The organism is Klebsiella sp. RHBSTW-00215 (assembly GCF_014103785.1).
In the GTDB taxonomy this organism is placed as follows: Bacteria; Pseudomonadota; Gammaproteobacteria; order Enterobacterales; family Enterobacteriaceae; genus Klebsiella.
The window spans coordinates 3,791,794-3,809,209 of the sequence record NZ_JABXQS010000001.1; the positions used below are offsets into that span (position 1 = coordinate 3,791,794).

Here is a 17,416-nt window from a genome sequence, read left to right on the forward strand (position 1 = left end):
GCGGGGTTTTTTATTAACGCGATAACTTAAGCCTGTGGCTGAGTTACTACGTCTTTGTAGCCTTTAACTTCGATCTCTACGCGACGATCTGGACCCAGGCAGTCGATCAGAGCTGCACGAGCTTTCACGTTGTCACAGGTGTTGCCAGTAACCGGGTTGGATTCACCCATACCACGAGCGGAGATTTTGCTAGACGGGATACCTTTAGACACCAGGTAATCAACAACGGACTGAGCACGTTTCTCAGACAGCTGCTGGTTGTAGGCATCAGAACCGATACGGTCAGTGTAGCCCAGAACAACCGCGGAACCGTCTTTCGGATCCATGTTGCTCAGCTGGGTGTACAGCTGATCCAGAGCCTGCTGGCCTTCCGGTTTCAGGGTAGATTTGTTGAAGTTGAACAGAACGTCAGACTTCAGGGTGAAGTGCTTGGTAGTCACTTCAGGAGCCGGGGCCGGGGCCGGAGCTACAACCGGAGCAACATCTTCCTGACCGAAGCGGTAGGAAACACCTAAGCTCAGCATGCCGTTATCAGGACGGGTACCAACGGTGCCTGCGTCGCCGATGTTGTTAACCCACTGGTATTCCAGACGGGTTGCGATGTCACGAGTAACAGCCCACTCTAAGCCGCCCGCGAATACTGGGGAAACGCCAGTGTCGTGTTCGCTGCGAGAAACGCCGTTAGAAGCGTAGTTGCCTTTAGCGTCTGCACGCCAAACCATACCACCCAGACGGGTATAGATATCCAGATCGTCAGTGATCGGATAACCCAGTTTAGCAGTCAGCTGAACGCCCTGAGCTTTGAAAGCACCGTTATCAACGCTGCCTTTGTAAGCCATACGGCCCAGCCAGTCGTAACCCATTTCGAAGCCGAGGTACGGGTTAACCTGGTAGCCACCAAACGCGCCAGCACCCAGTTGATCGTTACGAACCGGACCGTTGTTGCCTTTGAAACCGTTACCGTAGAAACCGGTGTCGTGATACTGGGACCAGCCCAGTTTAGCACCTGCATACCAGGTGTTATCTTTCGGAGCGGCCTGCGCTACGGTAGCGAAGCCAGCCAGTGCCACTGCAATCGCGATAGCTGTCTTTTTCATTTTTTGCGCCTCATTATCATCCAAAATTCGCCATGAAGGTACAAAAGACCTCACGGTTAAATCCTTCACCCGGGGCGTGACTTGTTGTTAACTATGCTGATACATGCAGCGAAAGCCGATCACCCCTGGCGATGTAAAGTCTACAACTTAGTTAGAAACTTACAAGTGTGAACTCCGTCAGGCATATGAAAAAAAAGGGTTGTGTACCCAATGTTTAACAACGTAGGGTTGAATTTCATATGGCAAAAAAAGTCGCGAGACCGCATCAGACAGGCATTTTAACAAAAACGGGCATTAAAAAATTAAGCCATCCACCAGGGCAAAAAAAATTCCAGGATTAATCCTAAATTCATTTAATGATACACGTTTGAGTGAATTTTTAGCCCAGAAAGTTGTCTGCCTGGCTGACCAGTATTCCTCACTGGACGCATGATGAACCCCATTGCATGACCCTCTTGCGCAGCGACAACCAGTCGTTCATGTTCTTCAACTGTGAGTTCATCTGACAACCAGCCAATCACAACACTATAATTACCGGTACGCAGTGCGCGGATCATGGATTCTAGTGTGTTGTTGGGCGACATTTGGCTGATCTGCATCACCTTTGATAACGGTAAACCTGAGGACTGTACCCATTCGCGGCTCAGTTTCTGCTGAGGCGTTAGCCACAGCTGCCAGCGCGATTGCTGACCAAGTTGCTGTAATAGAGGAAGCAATAATAGTTGCGTCATCATGGGTTGATCTTCGCGATAGACAATTTCACTGATCAGCCCATTGGTTGGGTGTTCGACTGCGTCATGAGCGTGACGGCGTACTGAAGTAGAAGTCAGTGGTGAACGATTTGCGTGAGCTGAAGTAAACATAGTCTATCCCGCCTGTGGGTTACTGTATGTATGTACAGTATATGCGACAGGTAAAAAGATCAACCACATTTTCTCTTCTGTTGACTGAAATCTGTACTTCATTTTTCCCCTTCAGATCGGCAGATTGGCGAGTATGACTTGATGTCGGTATGCATATGATGTGAATTCATGGTTGAAAACATTTTAACTTGAGTGAATTTTTCTCCCCTGTAAGAGTGTTATCCGTTTTGGATGTACTACCGATGCTAAGTATTCTGGTTTCTTTTGTTATTAATATTTATCAAATACTTTACCTTTCGGCATTTTGACTTCATTGAGCGATATTTTTTTGAAAGCGGCTCGCAAAAACATAAGTTGGTTAAAATGAAGACATAATTCATCTTGCCGCATCAAGAGAAGTCACTTATTTTCTTAATTAGCGGATCCGTTAACGAAACTATTTTTTATTTACATGATTAACAAAGGAATAATCATGAAGAAATTTCCAGGTCTACGGATTCAACAGTTCCGGAAGTGCTTGTCATCATTAGGAAAAATAAGTTGTCGGCCTTTATTTGGCGGCTATAGTCTGGCGATAGATAATACCGTTTTTGCTATGGTTGCTGAGGGGGAAATTTATCTTAGGGTTTGTGAGCAGAGTGCGGAGTATCGCGTTGAACATAAAACCCCTCTTTTGATAATGCGAAAGAATGGTCGACCAGCTGCACTGAAATATTATCATATAGATGAAGCGCTTTGGCGTGACAGCAATATGCTTTTCCAGCTATCAGTTTTTTCATTTCAGACCGCACGTAATGAAAAGCAAAAGCAGAAAAGCTCAGGGAGATTAAAAAATTTGCCAAATATTAGTTTCCACATGGAGCTGCAGTTGATTAATTCAGGCATTCCTGATGAAAAAACGTTGCGCGAAATTGGAGCGAAAAAAGCCTGGCTGAGGCTATTAAGATTGAATAAAGCGCTAACGGTCAATGTGCTTTATTCGTTAGCTGGGGCAATCAATGGTGTGCATGCCGCCACACTCCCGATGCAACTGCGTCAGGACCTCGAAGAGTGGGCGGTAGAACAGCAACGAGAGATAGAGACTTACTCAGGTTGAACCTCGACCTGTCGCTGTAGCCGACATATTTCTGGCAGCAGCGCCAGCAGTAATCCAATTTGCTGGAGCACCAAAGGCTCTTTGCTGTCAGCTCGAGGATCAAGGTGCTGGATCCGGGTCTGCAAGCTTGCCAAAGCTTGCTGTACCCGCAGTTCATCAGAGGGTGTATGGTGCAGCGCATCATCAACATAGCAAACGGCATCGTCCAGCAGCGCCAGAATATCCGGTGTTGTCAGTTTTTCCCGATGGGCACCCAACGCTGAAATATAGCTGGTAAAAGTATGGTTCAGACACAGTAAGCGGAATGCGGTTTCTCGCATCGCTGAGTCAGCTCTGGGTTCAGTGGACAAATTTGAGACTACTGATGCCAGTTCACCGTCTCGGTTATGCGCCGCACGCCGTGCGATACGATAAGCCAGGCGGTTGTCACGTCCCTGATGATATTGCTCAAGAATGGCATCCAGATATCGGCAGTTGGCGTTGATTGCCTGTTCGAGGACTCGCGGTAAATTGCGAAATTTCCAGTCGGGCCAAATAAAACTTACGGCCGCCCAGGCGATCGCACAACCGATCAATGTGTCAAATATACGTGGTAAGGCGACTTCAAAGCCTTCACCCAGCAGGTTAAAGCACAACAGGACCAGCAGGGTAATAAACATCGTTGCGTGGGCGTATTGTACGTTGCGAAAAGCAAAGAACAGCACGCCAGTCAGAACAATCAGAAGTAGCTGGCCTTCTACTGAAGGTACCAGGAGCAGGATCGGGAGTCCTATCGCAACCCCAACCAGCGTACCGATTATTCTTAACGCCAGCCGGTGGCGCGTGGCGTTGTAGTTTGGCTGGCAAACAAACAGGCTGGTCAGCAATATCCAGTAGCCGTGGTTCAGCCCGGTAAGCTGAATAAAGGCGTAGCCCGCGCACAGGACTAACGACATCCGAACCGCGTGACGGAATAGAGCTGACTCCGGTGACATGTTATTGCGCAAACGTAGCCAGATATCGCTAAAACCGTTAGGTTGATCGTCAGCGAGCAGATTTTCAGTATTGTTATTGGTCTGTACGGTAGTCTGTACGGATTCAATGGTCGCCAACTGGGCATCTATCGCTCGCAGGTTATTGAGCAAAAAGCCGAGCGCTTTAAGCTGTTCCGTAGGTGCTCCGCTAGCCCGTACGCGATCGAGTGCGGCATCAAGATGCATAAATGCCCGTTCAAAGTGGGCATCGTGTTGATAGGGTTCGCGTAGCAGGATAGCGCGTGAGAGTTTTTGGCATGCCTGCGCCTGCATAGACAACATACGCTGAAAGCGAAACATCACGTCGCTATAGCGAAAGTGGTCGCGCAACGTTTGGTACTGAATATGCGATGAGCTGGCGCGTTCGTGAATATCCTGAGCCACGAAGTAATACTGCAAAGTGCGGCGGGTACCGCGCTGGCCGCGATCGCCGCGTAGACGAGTCAGCAGAGAGACTTTGGTCTGATTCAGCGTGGTAACTAGCTGGCCGTTGGCTATTGCCAGATCGTACAGCGGCGCCTGGCTTTCATCTTCGATATCCGGATCAAACAGCCGCGATTTAAGCTCCAGATAGTGAGCCAACTGCTCGTAACTGCGGGCCAGATTGTCCTGAAGAGGGCGGATAGGGAAGATAAGATGTCCGGCTAGGGTAAGTAAGTTATACCAGACCGCACCGGCTAACAAAAACAACGGCTGGAGGTACCAATGGCTGTAAAGCGTTACGCCCAGCATGGTATAGATAGCAATTAATAAAGCACCAAAGGCGATTGTTGCATAGCGTTGTCCTAATCCACCGAGCAAAATAAAGCCTATAGTGGAGAGGGTCAGGCCAATCGCAAACAGCCAGGGCCAGGGAAAGAGAAGCTCCACCGATGCCGAAGCGATAAAGAAGCACACCAGAGTGATGGCCAGATTGCGCAGACGTCCTGTCAGGCGGTCATCAAGGTCAGTCAACGCCGCAGCCACTACTCCGAGTGTTAAGGGAATAGTCAGTTTTACTTCACCAATCCACCATGGAAATGCAGTCGTGCCGCAGAGTGCGATAAAGATCCTGATGTTATATAACCAGGCGCTGTTCCAGGTATAGCGGCGTAGCAGGGGGCTAAGCATTTCTTTGTTCCATCCAATTACTGAAAGCGGCGACGGGCATTGGCTTCACGCGCGGCGCGGGCGGTCTCAACAGAAACGACTCGACGGCCCACTGGCCACAAGGCAATTGCGGCGATTTTAAAATTGGCGATACCGACCGGGATGCCGATGATGGTCACACATTGTGCAATACCACAGAAGATATGCATCAGACATAACCACCAGCCAAAGAAAATAAACCATAATATATTCAGTAGCGTACCGCCCGCGTTCAACAGGCTATTCTTTCCTTGAGGTTCAAGTTCATCAACATGAATCGCTTCATTTCCGTATGGCAGCAAAGAGAGCTTGGTAATCTCCCAGCAGGAACGCGTGAGCGGTAGTGTAAAGATCAAAATGATACTCACCAGTGTTGCCAGCAGCCAGCCGAGCGTGGTGGCGAAACCGCCAAGGATAAAGTTTAAAATATTCAGAATGGTACGCATAAACCCTCTGTTTAATCCTGTGGATAATAAGACCCGCCCATTGTAGCGTTTTTTACGCTGGAGCACTCGGCCACTGGCGGTTAAACTTAAAAACAACCAACCTGATTGAAATTCGACATTATATGGAACTTAAAGCGACAACATTAGGCAAACGCATGGCGCAGCATCCTTATGACAGGGTGCAACTCCTCAATGCCGGAGTAAAGGTTTCCGGCGACAGCCATGAGTATCTTATACCTTTCAATCAGTTATTGTCGGTTCATTGCAAGCGCGGACTGGTATGGGGCGAACTGGAATTTGTCCTGCCAGATGATAAAGTTGTGCGTTTGCATGGCACCGAATGGAACGACACGCAGCGTTTTTATCATCATCTGAATACTCTCTGGCAGCAGTGGAGCGCGGAAATGAGCGACATTGCTGCCGATCTACTTCGCCAGCAGTTGGCAGAAGTGGCGCGTTCAAGCGCTGAGGGTAAATGGCTAACTCGCCAGCAGGTGACTGATATTCAGAGTAAAATCCGAAGTGCGCTAAGTGGATTACCAATGCCGACCGGTCGCCTTGAGGCTTTCGATAACTGCCGTGAACTGTGGCGGCAGTGCCTGGGCTGGCTGAGTGATACGGAAAAGGCCAGGCTCGCTCATAATCAGGCATTTACTGAATCGATGCTGGAACAGTACCGTGGCTTTTTTGCGAGCGTGGAATCATCGCCACTGAACCCGGCGCAAGCCCGTGCGGTGGTGAACGGTGAGCGATCGTTATTAGTTCTGGCCGGTGCCGGAAGCGGTAAGACCTCCGTTTTGGTGGCGCGTGCGGGCTGGTTACTGACGCGTGGCGAAGCCGCAGCCGACCAGATCCTGCTGTTGGCATTTGGTCGCCAGGCGGCACAGGAGATGGATGAACGTATCCGTGAGCGTTTGAGCACAGAAGAGATATCCGCTCGTACTTTTCACTCCCTGGCCCTGCATATTATTCAGCAAGGCAGTAAAAAAGTGCCAACGATCAGTAAGCTGGAAAGCGATACCGCTACCCGACAAAAGCTATTAGTGCAGAGCTGGCAGCAGCAGTGTCAGGAGAAAAAAGCGCAGGCGAAAGGTTGGCGGTTGTGGCTGGAAGAGGAGATGGACTGGCAGATTCCGGAAGGGGATTTCTGGCAGGACAAAAAGCTCCAGCGTCGGGTGGCGAGTCGCCTCGACCGTTGGGTCAGCTTGATGCGAATGCACGGAGGATCGCAGGCCGAGATGATTGCGGGGGCGCCGGAAGAGGTGCGCGATCTCTTTGGCAAACGGGTCAAGCTGATGGCACCGTTGCTCAAAGCGTGGAAAACGGCGTTAAAAGATGAGAATGCCGTCGATTTTTCCGGCCTGATTCATCAGGCGATTAATATTCTTGATAAAGGGCGGTTTGTCAGTCCATGGAAACATATTTTGGTTGATGAGTTTCAGGATATCTCTCCGCAGCGTGCATCATTGTTGGCAGCGTTGCGTCGGCAAAATACGCAGACCACGCTATTTGCCGTCGGCGATGACTGGCAGGCTATCTATCGTTTCAGCGGCGCTCAACTTTCCCTGACGACGGCCTTTAATCACTATTTTGGTGAAGGTGACTGTTGCGCGCTGGATACCACCTACCGCTTTAATGGCCGGATAGGCGAAGTAGCCAACGAGTTTATTCAGCAAAATCCACACCAGTTAACCAAACCGTTAAATAGCCTGGTCGCAGGGGATAAAAAGGCAGTGACATTATTGGCCGAGGACAAACTCGACGAGTTGCTGGATAAACTGAGCGGCTATGTCAAACGCGAACAGCGAATTTTGCTGCTGGCCCGTTACCATCATTTGAAACCTACGGCGTTGGAGAAAGCCGCAACACGCTGGCCGCACCTGCAGCTTGATTTTATGACTATCCATGCCAGCAAAGGGCAACAGGCGGATTACGTTATTGTTTTGGGGCTTCAGGATGGGGATGATGCATTTCCGGCACCGGCGCGTGAATCGATAATGGAGCAGGCATTGTTACCGCAACCGGAAGATTTTCCTGATGCCGAAGAACGACGTTTGCTGTACGTCGCAATCACCCGTGCTCGTTTACGCGTTTGGCTGCTATTTAACAAACAACAACCTTCACCGTTTGTCGAAATGTTAGAGGCGCTGGATGTACCAATAGCGAGAAAACCATAACAACTGGCGGCCTGGCCGCCAGCGCGGTTTATTTCAGACGATCGGCGAGATAGCGCTGATAATCCGGGATCAGAATATCAACAGGATCGCTGAAGTGTGGAGACTGAATAATAAAGTCAGCGGTAGAAGCATTGGTAGCGACCGGGATGTTCCATACCGTTGCCAGACGTAATAGGGCTTTAACATCCGGGTCGTGCGGCACCGCATTCAGCGGGTCCCAGAAGAAAATTAGCACATCTATTTTACCTTCCGAAATCAGTGCGCCCACCTGCTGGTCGCCGCCCATTGGACCACTCAGAAGTGCCTGAACCTCAAGCCCGGTTGCGCGGGCTACGAGGTTACCGGTCGTGCCGGTTGCTGATAGCGTATGTTGAGCCAGCAGTTGCTGGTGGCGCCCAACCCATTTCATCAGCATATCTTTACAGTGATCGTGAGCAACCAGCGCGATATGTTTGCGCGCGGGTAATGTACGTATTGTCAGTTCCATTATTTCATTCCACATTTTGGCCTGCAGACAGATTACTGGAAGTGGCTGCTGCTGCAAGCGCCAGGGTGAAAAAATTTGATGTATCTGTAGGTTAGAGTGGATGGCTGGTTCAGCCGGATTAGCATACACTTGGGCTAAATAGCAGGAGGATGAAGATGAAAGAGAACGATATTGCAGGAATTCTGACCTCGACTCGGACCATTGCGCTGGTGGGCGCGAGTGACAAACCTGACCGTCCAAGCTACCGGGTGATGAAATATCTTCTGGAGCAGGGGTACCACGTCATCCCAGTTTCCCCCAAGGTTGCGGGCACTACGCTACTGGGGCAAAAAGGATATGCAACGCTTGCCGATGTGCCGGAAAAAGTAGACATGGTCGATGTTTTCCGCAATTCGGAAGCGGCGTGGGGCGTTGCGCAGGAGGCCGTGGCTATTGGGGCGAAAACGCTGTGGTTGCAGTTGGGCGTTATAAATGAGCAGGCCGCGGTTCTGGCGCGTGATGCCGGGCTTAATGTGGTGATGGATCGCTGTCCGGCAATTGAGATCCCACGACTAGGATTAGCCAGATAAATCCAAAGCCGCGCAAGGCGGCAATGCTGAGCAGTTAAGGAACGGTTGACCGAGTTTAACTGCGGCACAATAACGGCTTCCATGAAAGGGAGCCGTTTTCTTTACCGATATTTATTAAGTTATTTATGGTAAGTGTTTTAATTAAAACTACATCGAAACGTTTCTTTATTTTAAAGTAAAACGAACGCCAGTCTGAATTTTACTTTTACGCGTTGTCTTCCCGTTTTTAACTGGCAAGTTTTGTCTCTTTTTCTTTCCTTATTCTTAAAATTTCCTCCGCCAGGCGATTTATTTTTCTTAATAAATCACTGTGAATATAGGGATTATCTGTTATGATTTTTTTTTAAACTTTAAAAAAACTGTTGCTTTTTATCTATTATTTACATGACTAATATCACAGATATTTTTGAATCAGTGATTAAATGGATGTTTCTCAATATGAGAAATGTATTATTCATGATTTTATCTTTATTGTAATAACCGTGAGTAACCGTTTTTATTATGGTCATTATTAACATCTCAAAATGTAAGTATATTATTTTAATTGTATGTAAAATAACGTTTTTATTTTATTTCAGGATGTAATTTTCTTATTTTGTCATGCCCTTGCGGGACTCCAGGAACTGGTATATCTAATAAGATGCATTATTAAGAATTATCTCATATCTCTGACTGCGTCTTCATCTCAAGGGTGCAACCTGATGAAAAATATAAATGTGACAGTGAAAGAAACGGGTGTCGAACGCACCGTTGATGGCAATCTAGTTAATCTAAATACGCAGTCAGTGGTTCTCCTGCATGTCAAGCGTGAAGAAATTAGTTCATATGCCCGGCAAGGTAATGATCTTGTTCTAAAACTCCATAACGGTGACACCGTTACAATTAAAAACTTTTTCGTTGTGGATGAGCATGGACAGCACAGTGACCTGGTTCTTATGGACGATGAGACGGGCGCATTATGGTGGCTGGAGGGCGCTGGTACTGATGGTGCCCATTATTCACTGATTAGCGATCTTTCAGAAGTCATTGCTACCGGTGGTGCAGGGCAAAGCATTGCCGGCTGGGCCATGGCGGGTGCGGCTCTACTGGGCATTGCGGCGATGTTTGCCGGTACTTCAAATAAAGATCACCACTCCTCAATTTCTCCTGATGATTCAGATTCTGATAGTGACTCAGATAGCGACAGTGATGCGGATTCGGATAGTGACTCCGATGCCGATAGCGATGCGGATTCTGACAGCGACTCGGACTCCGACAGTGACTCTGATGCCGACAGCGATGCGGACTCTGACAGCGACTCGGACTCCGACAGCGACTCGGATTCAGACAGCGATTCGGACTCTGACAGTGACTCGGATTCCGACAGCGACTCTGACAGCGATGCAGATTCGGATAGCGACTCAGATACAGAATTACCTACCGCGGCCCAGAACATAACGGTCAATGACAATGTGGGGCCTATCACCGGCGTGCTGCATTCCGGTGATGTCACCGATGATACGACCCCGGAGATTAAAGGGACGGCGGAAGCTGGCACCACGATAACGATTTATGACGGTGATACCGTACTAGGTTCTGTCGTTGTAGGTGAAGATGGGCACTGGAGTTTCACTTTGCCGGAACTGAGCGAGGGTACTCACAGCCTGAGCGCTACGGTGACCGATAAAGCCGGAAACGTCAGCGAGCGTTCGCCAGCCTTTGTGCTGACGATAGACACAACTGCGCCGGATGCCAGCGATCTTCAGGTAACCGACGATGTTAACCAGCACACCGGTCCGCTGGTCAGCGGGGATCTGACCAACGACGCCACGCCGACCCTGAGCGGCACGGCGGAAGCGGGCAGTACAGTCACAATTTACGACGGCGATACCGTGCTGGGCACCGTGATTGCGGGCGAAGACGGTCACTGGAGCTATACCCCGGCAGCGCTGGGGGATGGTGCGCACAGCCTGAGCACCACGGTGACGGATAAAGCCGGGAACACCAGCGGGCACTCGCCAGCCTTTGAGCTGACGGTGGACACGGAGGTGGCCCCGGTCAGCGATCTGGTGGTGACCGACGACGTTAATCAGCACACCGGCCCGCTGAGCAGCGGGGACCTGACCAACGACGCCACGCCGACCCTGAGCGGCACGGCGGAAGCGGGTTCCACGGTAACGATCTACGATGGCGACACCGTGCTGGGCACGGTCGTGGCAGGTGAGGACGGTCACTGGAGCTATACCCCGGCAGCGCTGGGGGACGGTGCCCACAGCCTGAGCACCACGGTGACCGATAAGGCCGGGAACACCAGCGGGCACTCGCCAGCCTTTGAGCTGACGGTGGACACGGAGGTGGTCCCGGTCAGCGATCTTGTGGTGACCGACGACGTTAACCAGCACACCGGCCCGCTGAGCAGCGGGGATCTGACCAACGACGCGACACCGACCCTAAGCGGCACGGCGGAAGCGGGTTCCACGGTAACGATCTACGATGGCGATACCGTGCTGGGCACGGTCGTAGCAGGTGAGGACGGCCACTGGAGTTTTACCCCGGCAGCGCTGGGGGACGGTGCCCATAGCCTGAGCACCACGGTGACGGATAAAGCCGGGAACACCAGCGGGCACTCTCCGGCCTTTGAGCTGACGGTGGACACGGAGGTGGCTCCGGTCAGCGATCTGCAGGTGTTTGATAATGCAGGCGAAGAAACAGGTATTCTGAACAATGGCAACGTCACTGATGATGACACGCCAACGTTGAGCGGCACGGCAGAAGCCGGTAGTACAGTCACAATTTACGACGGCGATACCGTGCTGGGTACCGTGATTGCGGGCGAAGACGGCCACTGGAGCTTTACCCCGGATGCGCTGAGTGAGGGCACTCACAATTTGAGCACCACGGTGACCGATCTGGCCGGGAACGTGAGTGAGCGTTCTCCGATATTTGAATTGATAGTCGATCTCAGTGATGACTCGGATGCTGATGCTGACAGCGACTCCGATAGCGATTCCGATTCGGACAGCGATGCAGACTCTGACAGCGATGCGGATTCTGACAGTGACTCCGACTCTGACAGCGATTCGGATTCTGACAGTGACTCGGATTCTGACAGCGACTCGGATTCCGACAGCGACTCCGACTCCGATAGTGACTCGGATTCTGACAGTGACTCGGATTCGGACAGCGATTCCGACTCTGACAGCGATTCGGATTCTGACAGTGACTCGGATTCTGACAGCGACTCGGATTCCGACAGCGACTCCGATAGTGACTCGGATTCTGACAGTGACTCGGATTCGGACAGCGATTCCGACTCTGACAGTGATTCGGATTCGGACAGCGACTCGGACTCTGACAGTGACTCGGATAGCGACAGCGATTCTGATTCCGACAGCGACTCGGACTCTGACAGCGACTCCGATTCCGACAGTGACTCGGATTCAGATAGCGACTCGGATTCCGACAGCGATTCGGACTCTGACAGTGACTCGGATTCGGACAGCGATTCTGACTCTGACAGCGATTCCGACGCCGACAGTGACTCGGATTCTGACAGCGATTCGGACTCTGACAGTGACTCGGATTCTGACAGCGATTCCGACTCCGACAGCGACTCGGATTCAGACAGCGATTCGGACTCTGACAGCGACTCGGATTCTGACAGCGATTCCGACTCCGACAGCGACTCGGATTCTGACAGCGATTCGGACTCTGACAGCGATTCGGATTCTGACAGCGACTCGGACTCTGACAGTGATTCGGATTCCGACAGTGACTCGGATTCGGACAGCGATTCTGACTCTGACAGTGACTCGGATTCGGACAGCGACTCGGACTCTGACAGTGATTCGGATTCCGACAGTGACTCGGATTCGGACAGCGATTCTGACTCTGACAGCGACTCGGATTCAGACAGCGACTCGGATTCCGACAGTGACTCGGATTCGGACAGCGACTCGGACTCTGACAGTGACTCGGATTCGGACAGCGATTCTGACTCTGACAGTGACTCGGATTCAGACAGCGATTCCGACTCTGACAGCGACTCGGACTCCGACAGTGACTCCGACTCGGACAGTGATTCGGATTCGGACAGCGATTCTGACTCTGACAGTGACTCGGATTCAGACAGCGATTCCGACTCTGACAGCGACTCGGACTCCGACAGTGACTCCGACTCGGACAGCGATTCGGATTCGGACAGTGATTCGGATTCGGACAGCGATTCGGATTCGGACAGTGATTCGGATTCGGACAGTGATTCGGATTCGACAGTGATTCGGATTCTGACAGTGACTCGGATTCGATTCTGACTCTGACAGTGACTCGGATTCGGACAGCGACTCGGACTCTGACAGTGATTCGGATTCCGACAGTGACTCGGATTCGGACAGCGATTCTGACTCTGACAGCGACTCGGATTCAGACAGCGACTCGGATTCCGACAGTGACTCGGATTCGGACAGCGACTCGGACTCTGACAGTGACTCGGATTCGGACAGCGATTCTGACTCTGACAGTGACTCGGATTCAGACAGCGATTCGGACTCTGACAGCGACTCGGACTCTGACAGCGACTCGGATTCGGACAGTGATTCGGATTCGGACAGCGATTCGGACTCTGACAGCGACTCGGATTCTGACAGCGACTCGGACTCTGACAGCGACTCGGACTCGACAGTGACTCGGACTCGGACAGCGATTCGGATCGACAGTGATTCGGACTCGGACAGCGATTCGGACTCGACAGTGACTCGGATTCGGACAGCGATTCTCGACTCTGACAGCGACTCGGACTCGACAGTGACGGACTTCGGACAGCGATTCGATTCGACAGTGATTCGGATTCGGACAGCGATTCGGATTCGGACAGTGATTCGGATTCGGACAGTGATTCGGATTCGGACAGTGATTCGGATTCGACAGCGATGACACAGTGATTCGGATTCGGACAGCGATTCGGATTCTGACAGTGACTCGGATTCGGACAGCGATTCTGACTCGGACAGCGACTCGGATTCGGACAGCGATTCTGACTCTGACAGCGATTCGGATTCGGACAGCGATTCGGACTCTGACAGCGACTCGGACTCTGACAGCGACTCGGATTCCGACAGTGACTCGGATTCGGACAGCGATTCTGACTCTGACAGCGACTCGGATTCCGACAGCGACTCGGATTCTGACAGCGACTCGGACTCTGACAGCGACTCGGATTCCGACAGTGACTCGGATTCCGACAGTGACTCCGACTCTGACAGCGACTCGGATAGCGACAGCGATTCGGATTCTGACAGCGATTCGACTCTGACAGCGACTCGGACTCCGACAGCGACTCGGATTCTGACACAGCGACTCGGACTCTGACAGCGACTCGGACAGCGACTCGGACTCTGACAGTGACTCGGATTCGGACAGCGATTCGGACTCTGACAGCGACTCGGACTCCGACAGCGATTCGGATTCTGACAGCGACTCGGATTCCGACAGCGACTCGGACTCGGACAGCGACTCGGATAGCGACAGCGATTCGGATTCGGACAGCGACTCGGACTCTGACAGCGATTCCGACTCCGACAGCGATGCGGACTCTGACAGTGACTCGGATTCGGACAGCGATTCTGACTCTGACAGCGACTCGGACTCTGACAGCGATTCGGACTCCGACAGCGATTCGGATTCGGACAGCGATTCGGACTCCGACAGCGATTCGGATTCGGACAGCGACTCGGATTCGGACAGCGATTCGACAGCGACTCGGACTCGGATTCGACAGCGACTCGGATTCTGACAGCGATTCGGACTCCGACAGCGACTCGGATTCGGACAGCGATTCGGACTCTGACAGCGACTCGGATTCGGACAGCGATTCGGACTCTGACAGCGACTCGGATCGGCGATTCGGACTCTGACAGCGACTCGATGATTCTCAGCGATTCTCTGACAGCGACTCGGATTCGGACAGCGACTCGGACTCCGACAGCGATTCGGATTCGGACAGCGATTCGGACTCCGACAGCGATTCGGATTCGGACAGCGATTCTGACTCTGACAGCGACTCGGATTCTGACAGCGACTCGGACTCTGACAGTGACTCGGATTCGGACAGCGATTCTGATTCCGACAGTGACTCGGATTCGGACAGCGATTCTGATTCTGACAGTGACTCGGATTCCGACAGCGACTCGGACTCGGACAGCGATTCCGATTCTGACAGCGATCGACTGACTCGGATTCCGACAGCGACTCGGACTCGGACAGCGATTCCGATTCTGACAGCGACTCCGATTCGGACAGCGACTCGGATTCTGACAGTGATTCAGACTCTGACAGTGATTCGGATTCTGACAGTGATTCGGATTCTGACAGTGACTCGGATTCGACAGCGATTCGGACTCCGACAGCGACTCGGATTCGGACAGCGACTCGGATTCGCGACAGCGATTCGGACTCTGACAGCGACTCGGATTCGGACAGCGATTCGGATTCGGACAGCGATTCTGACTCTGACAGCGACTCGGACTCTGACAGTGACTCGGATTCCGACAGCGACTCGGACTCTGACAGTGACTCGGATTCTGACAGCGACTCGGATTCGGACAGCGATTCGGATTCAGACAGCGATTCTGACTCTGACAGTGACTCGGATTCGGACAGCGATTCGGATTCGGACAGTGATTCGGATTCGGACAGCGATGCGGATTCTGACAGTGACTCGGATTCTGACAGTGATTCGGATTCGGACAGCGATGCGGATTCTGACAGCGATTCTGATTCCGACAGTGACTCGGATTCTGACAGCGATTCTGACTCTGACAGCGACTCGGATTCAGACAGCGACTCGGACAGCGACTCGGATTCAGACAGCGACTCGGACTCGGACAGCGATTCCGATTCCGACAGTGACTCGGATTCGGACAGCGATTCGGATTCTGACAGCGACTCGGATTCTGACAGCGACTCGGATTCTGACAGTGACTCGGATTCGGACAGCGATTCGGACTCCGACAGCGACTCGGATAGCGACAGCGACTCGGATTCGGACAGCGATTCGGATTCGGACAGCGATTCTGACTCTGACAGCGATTCTGACTCTGATAGTGATTCGGATTCGGACAGTGATTCTGACTCTGACAGCGACTCGGACTCGGACAGCGATTCGGACTCTGACAGCGACTCGGATTCCGATAGCGACTCGGACTCTGACAGCGATTCTGATTCTGACAGCGATTCGGACTCCGACAGCGATTCGGACTCTGACAGTGACTCGGATAGCGACAGTGATTCCGACGCCGACAGCGACTCGGACTCCGACAGTGACTCCGACTCTGACAGCGACTCGGATTCGGACAGCGATTCCGACGCCGATAGTGACTCGGACTCTGACAGCGACTCGGATTCGGACAGCGATTCGGATTCTGACAGTGACTCCGACTCTGACAGCGATTCGGATTCTGACAGCGACTCGGATTCTGACAGTGACTCGGATTCGGACAGCGATGCGGACTCTGACAGCGACTCGGATTCGGACAGCGACTCTGATTCTGACAGTGACTCGGATTCTGACAGCGATTCCGATTCGGACAGCGATGCGGACTCGGACAGCGACTCGGATTCTGACAGCGATGCGGATTCCGACAGCGACTCGGACTCTGACAGTGATGCCGATTCCGACAGCGATTCCGACTCGGACAGTGACTCGGATTCGGACAGCGATTCTGACTCGGACAGTGACTCGGATTCGGACAGCGATTCTGACTCGGATTCTGACAGTGATTCCGACTCTGACAGCGATTCTGACTCTGACAGTGACTCGGATTCCGACAGCGATTCTGATTCGGACAGCGACTCGGATTCCGATAGCGACTCGGACTCGGACAGCGACTCGGATTCTGACAGCGACTCCGACTCTGATAGTGACTCGGATTCTGACAGCGATTCGGACTCCGACAGCGATTCGGACTCTGACAGCGATTCGGACTCTGACAGTGATTCGGATTCGGACAGCGATGCGGACTCTGACAGCGATTCTGACTCTGACAGCGATTCGGATTCGGACAGCGACTCGGACTCTGACAGCGATTCGGATTCGGACAGTGACTCGGACTCTGACAGCGATTCTGATTCCGACAGCGACTCGGACTCTGACAGCGATTCTGATTCCGACAGCGACTCGGACTCTGACAGCGATTCTGATTCCGACAGCGACTCGGACTCTGACAGCGATTCTGATTCCGACAGCGACTCGGACTCTGACAGCGATTCTGATTCCGACAGCGACTCGGATTCTGACAGTGACTCGGATTCTGACAGCGACTCGGACTCGGACAGCGACTCGGATTCTGACAGCGACTCCGATTCAGACAGTGACTCGGATAGCGACAGCGATTCCGACTCTGACAGCGACTCGGATTCTGACAGCGACTCCGATTCAGACAGTGACTCGGATAGCGACAGCGATTCCGACTCTGACAGCGACTCGGATTCTGACAGCGACTCGGACTCTGACAGCGACTCGGATTCTGACAGTGATTCCGACTCTGACAGTGACTCGGATTCGG

Annotated in this window: 9 protein-coding genes and 1 pseudogene; 5 read left to right on the forward strand and 5 right to left on the reverse strand. The window is 52.2% G+C overall.

Annotated elements, in window-relative coordinates:
* Positions 1-26: 26 nt before the first annotated feature.
* Together ompA and sulA are read right to left on the reverse strand one after the other, a co-directional pair.
* Entirely contained in the window at positions 27-1,097 is a 1,071-nt protein-coding gene (gene ompA / locus HV127_RS18000; RefSeq protein ID WP_182237673.1) for a porin OmpA, read from the reverse strand.
* Positions 1,098-1,450: 353 nt separating this feature from the next.
* Positions 1,451-1,960, reverse strand: a complete 510-nt coding sequence (sulA, locus tag HV127_RS18005; RefSeq protein WP_182237674.1) for an SOS-induced cell division inhibitor SulA — start codon at positions 1,958-1,960, stop codon at positions 1,451-1,453.
* Between the two features lie 472 nt (positions 1,961-2,432).
* Here sulA and HV127_RS18010 point away from each other — a divergent pair, with 472 nt between their 5' ends.
* Entirely contained in the window at positions 2,433-3,056 is a 624-nt protein-coding gene (locus HV127_RS18010) for a TfoX/Sxy family DNA transformation protein (RefSeq protein WP_182237675.1), read from the forward strand.
* Here the strand turns inward: HV127_RS18010 and yccS are convergent.
* Positions 3,044-5,179: a YccS family putative transporter gene (gene yccS, locus HV127_RS18015; RefSeq protein ID WP_182237677.1), complete on the reverse strand. Its 2,136-nt coding sequence runs from the start codon at positions 5,177-5,179 to the stop codon at positions 3,044-3,046. The two genes, HV127_RS18010 and yccS, sit on opposite strands and share 13 nt — an antisense overlap.
* Positions 5,180-5,196: 17 nt before the next feature.
* Positions 5,197-5,643, reverse strand: a complete 447-nt coding sequence (locus tag HV127_RS18020) for a YccF domain-containing protein (protein ID WP_110275078.1) — start codon at positions 5,641-5,643, stop codon at positions 5,197-5,199.
* A 122-nt stretch (positions 5,644-5,765) separates the two neighbouring features.
* Between HV127_RS18020 and helD the strand changes: the two genes are divergently transcribed.
* Positions 5,766-7,820, forward strand: a complete 2,055-nt coding sequence (gene helD / locus HV127_RS18025; RefSeq protein WP_182237679.1) for a DNA helicase IV — start codon at positions 5,766-5,768, stop codon at positions 7,818-7,820.
* Positions 7,821-7,848: 28 nt separating this feature from the next.
* Here helD and mgsA read toward each other — a convergent pair whose 3' ends face one another.
* Positions 7,849-8,307, reverse strand: coding sequence for a methylglyoxal synthase (gene mgsA / locus HV127_RS18030; protein WP_112214596.1), 459 nt, complete (start codon positions 8,305-8,307; stop codon positions 7,849-7,851).
* Between the two features lie 155 nt (positions 8,308-8,462).
* Here mgsA and HV127_RS18035 point away from each other — a divergent pair, with 155 nt between their 5' ends.
* The 3 genes and pseudogenes from HV127_RS18035 to HV127_RS32030 all read left to right on the forward strand — a co-directional run.
* Positions 8,463-8,876: a CoA-binding protein gene (locus tag HV127_RS18035; protein WP_014228669.1), complete on the forward strand. Its 414-nt coding sequence runs from the start codon at positions 8,463-8,465 to the stop codon at positions 8,874-8,876.
* 701 nt (positions 8,877-9,577) lie between these two features.
* Positions 9,578-13,168, forward strand: coding sequence for an Ig-like domain-containing protein (locus HV127_RS32025; RefSeq protein ID WP_275944521.1), 3,591 nt, complete (start codon positions 9,578-9,580; stop codon positions 13,166-13,168).
* A 10-nt stretch (positions 13,169-13,178) separates the two neighbouring features.
* A pseudogene (locus tag HV127_RS32030) lies at positions 13,179-17,247 on the forward strand (hypothetical protein); the annotation flags it as partial.
* Between the last annotated feature and the right edge of the window lie 169 nt (positions 17,248-17,416).

Excerpts from the sequence above, each read along its gene's own strand:
- ompA (WP_182237673.1), bottom strand. The coding sequence starts at position 1,097 with ATGAAAAAGACAGCTATCGCGATTGCAGTGGCACTGGCTGGCTTCGCT.
- sulA (WP_182237674.1), bottom strand. The coding sequence starts at position 1,960 with ATGTTTACTTCAGCTCACGCAAATCGTTCACCACTGACTTCTACTTCA.
- HV127_RS18010 (WP_182237675.1), top strand. The coding sequence starts at position 2,433 with ATGAAGAAATTTCCAGGTCTACGGATTCAACAGTTCCGGAAGTGCTTG.
- yccS (WP_182237677.1), bottom strand. The coding sequence starts at position 5,179 with ATGCTTAGCCCCCTGCTACGCCGCTATACCTGGAACAGCGCCTGGTTA.
- HV127_RS18020 (WP_110275078.1), bottom strand. The coding sequence starts at position 5,643 with ATGCGTACCATTCTGAATATTTTAAACTTTATCCTTGGCGGTTTCGCC.
- helD (WP_182237679.1), top strand. The coding sequence starts at position 5,766 with ATGGAACTTAAAGCGACAACATTAGGCAAACGCATGGCGCAGCATCCT.
- mgsA (WP_112214596.1), bottom strand. The coding sequence starts at position 8,307 with ATGGAACTGACAATACGTACATTACCCGCGCGCAAACATATCGCGCTG.
- HV127_RS18035 (WP_014228669.1), top strand. The coding sequence starts at position 8,463 with ATGAAAGAGAACGATATTGCAGGAATTCTGACCTCGACTCGGACCATT.
- HV127_RS32025 (WP_275944521.1), top strand. The coding sequence starts at position 9,578 with ATGAAAAATATAAATGTGACAGTGAAAGAAACGGGTGTCGAACGCACC.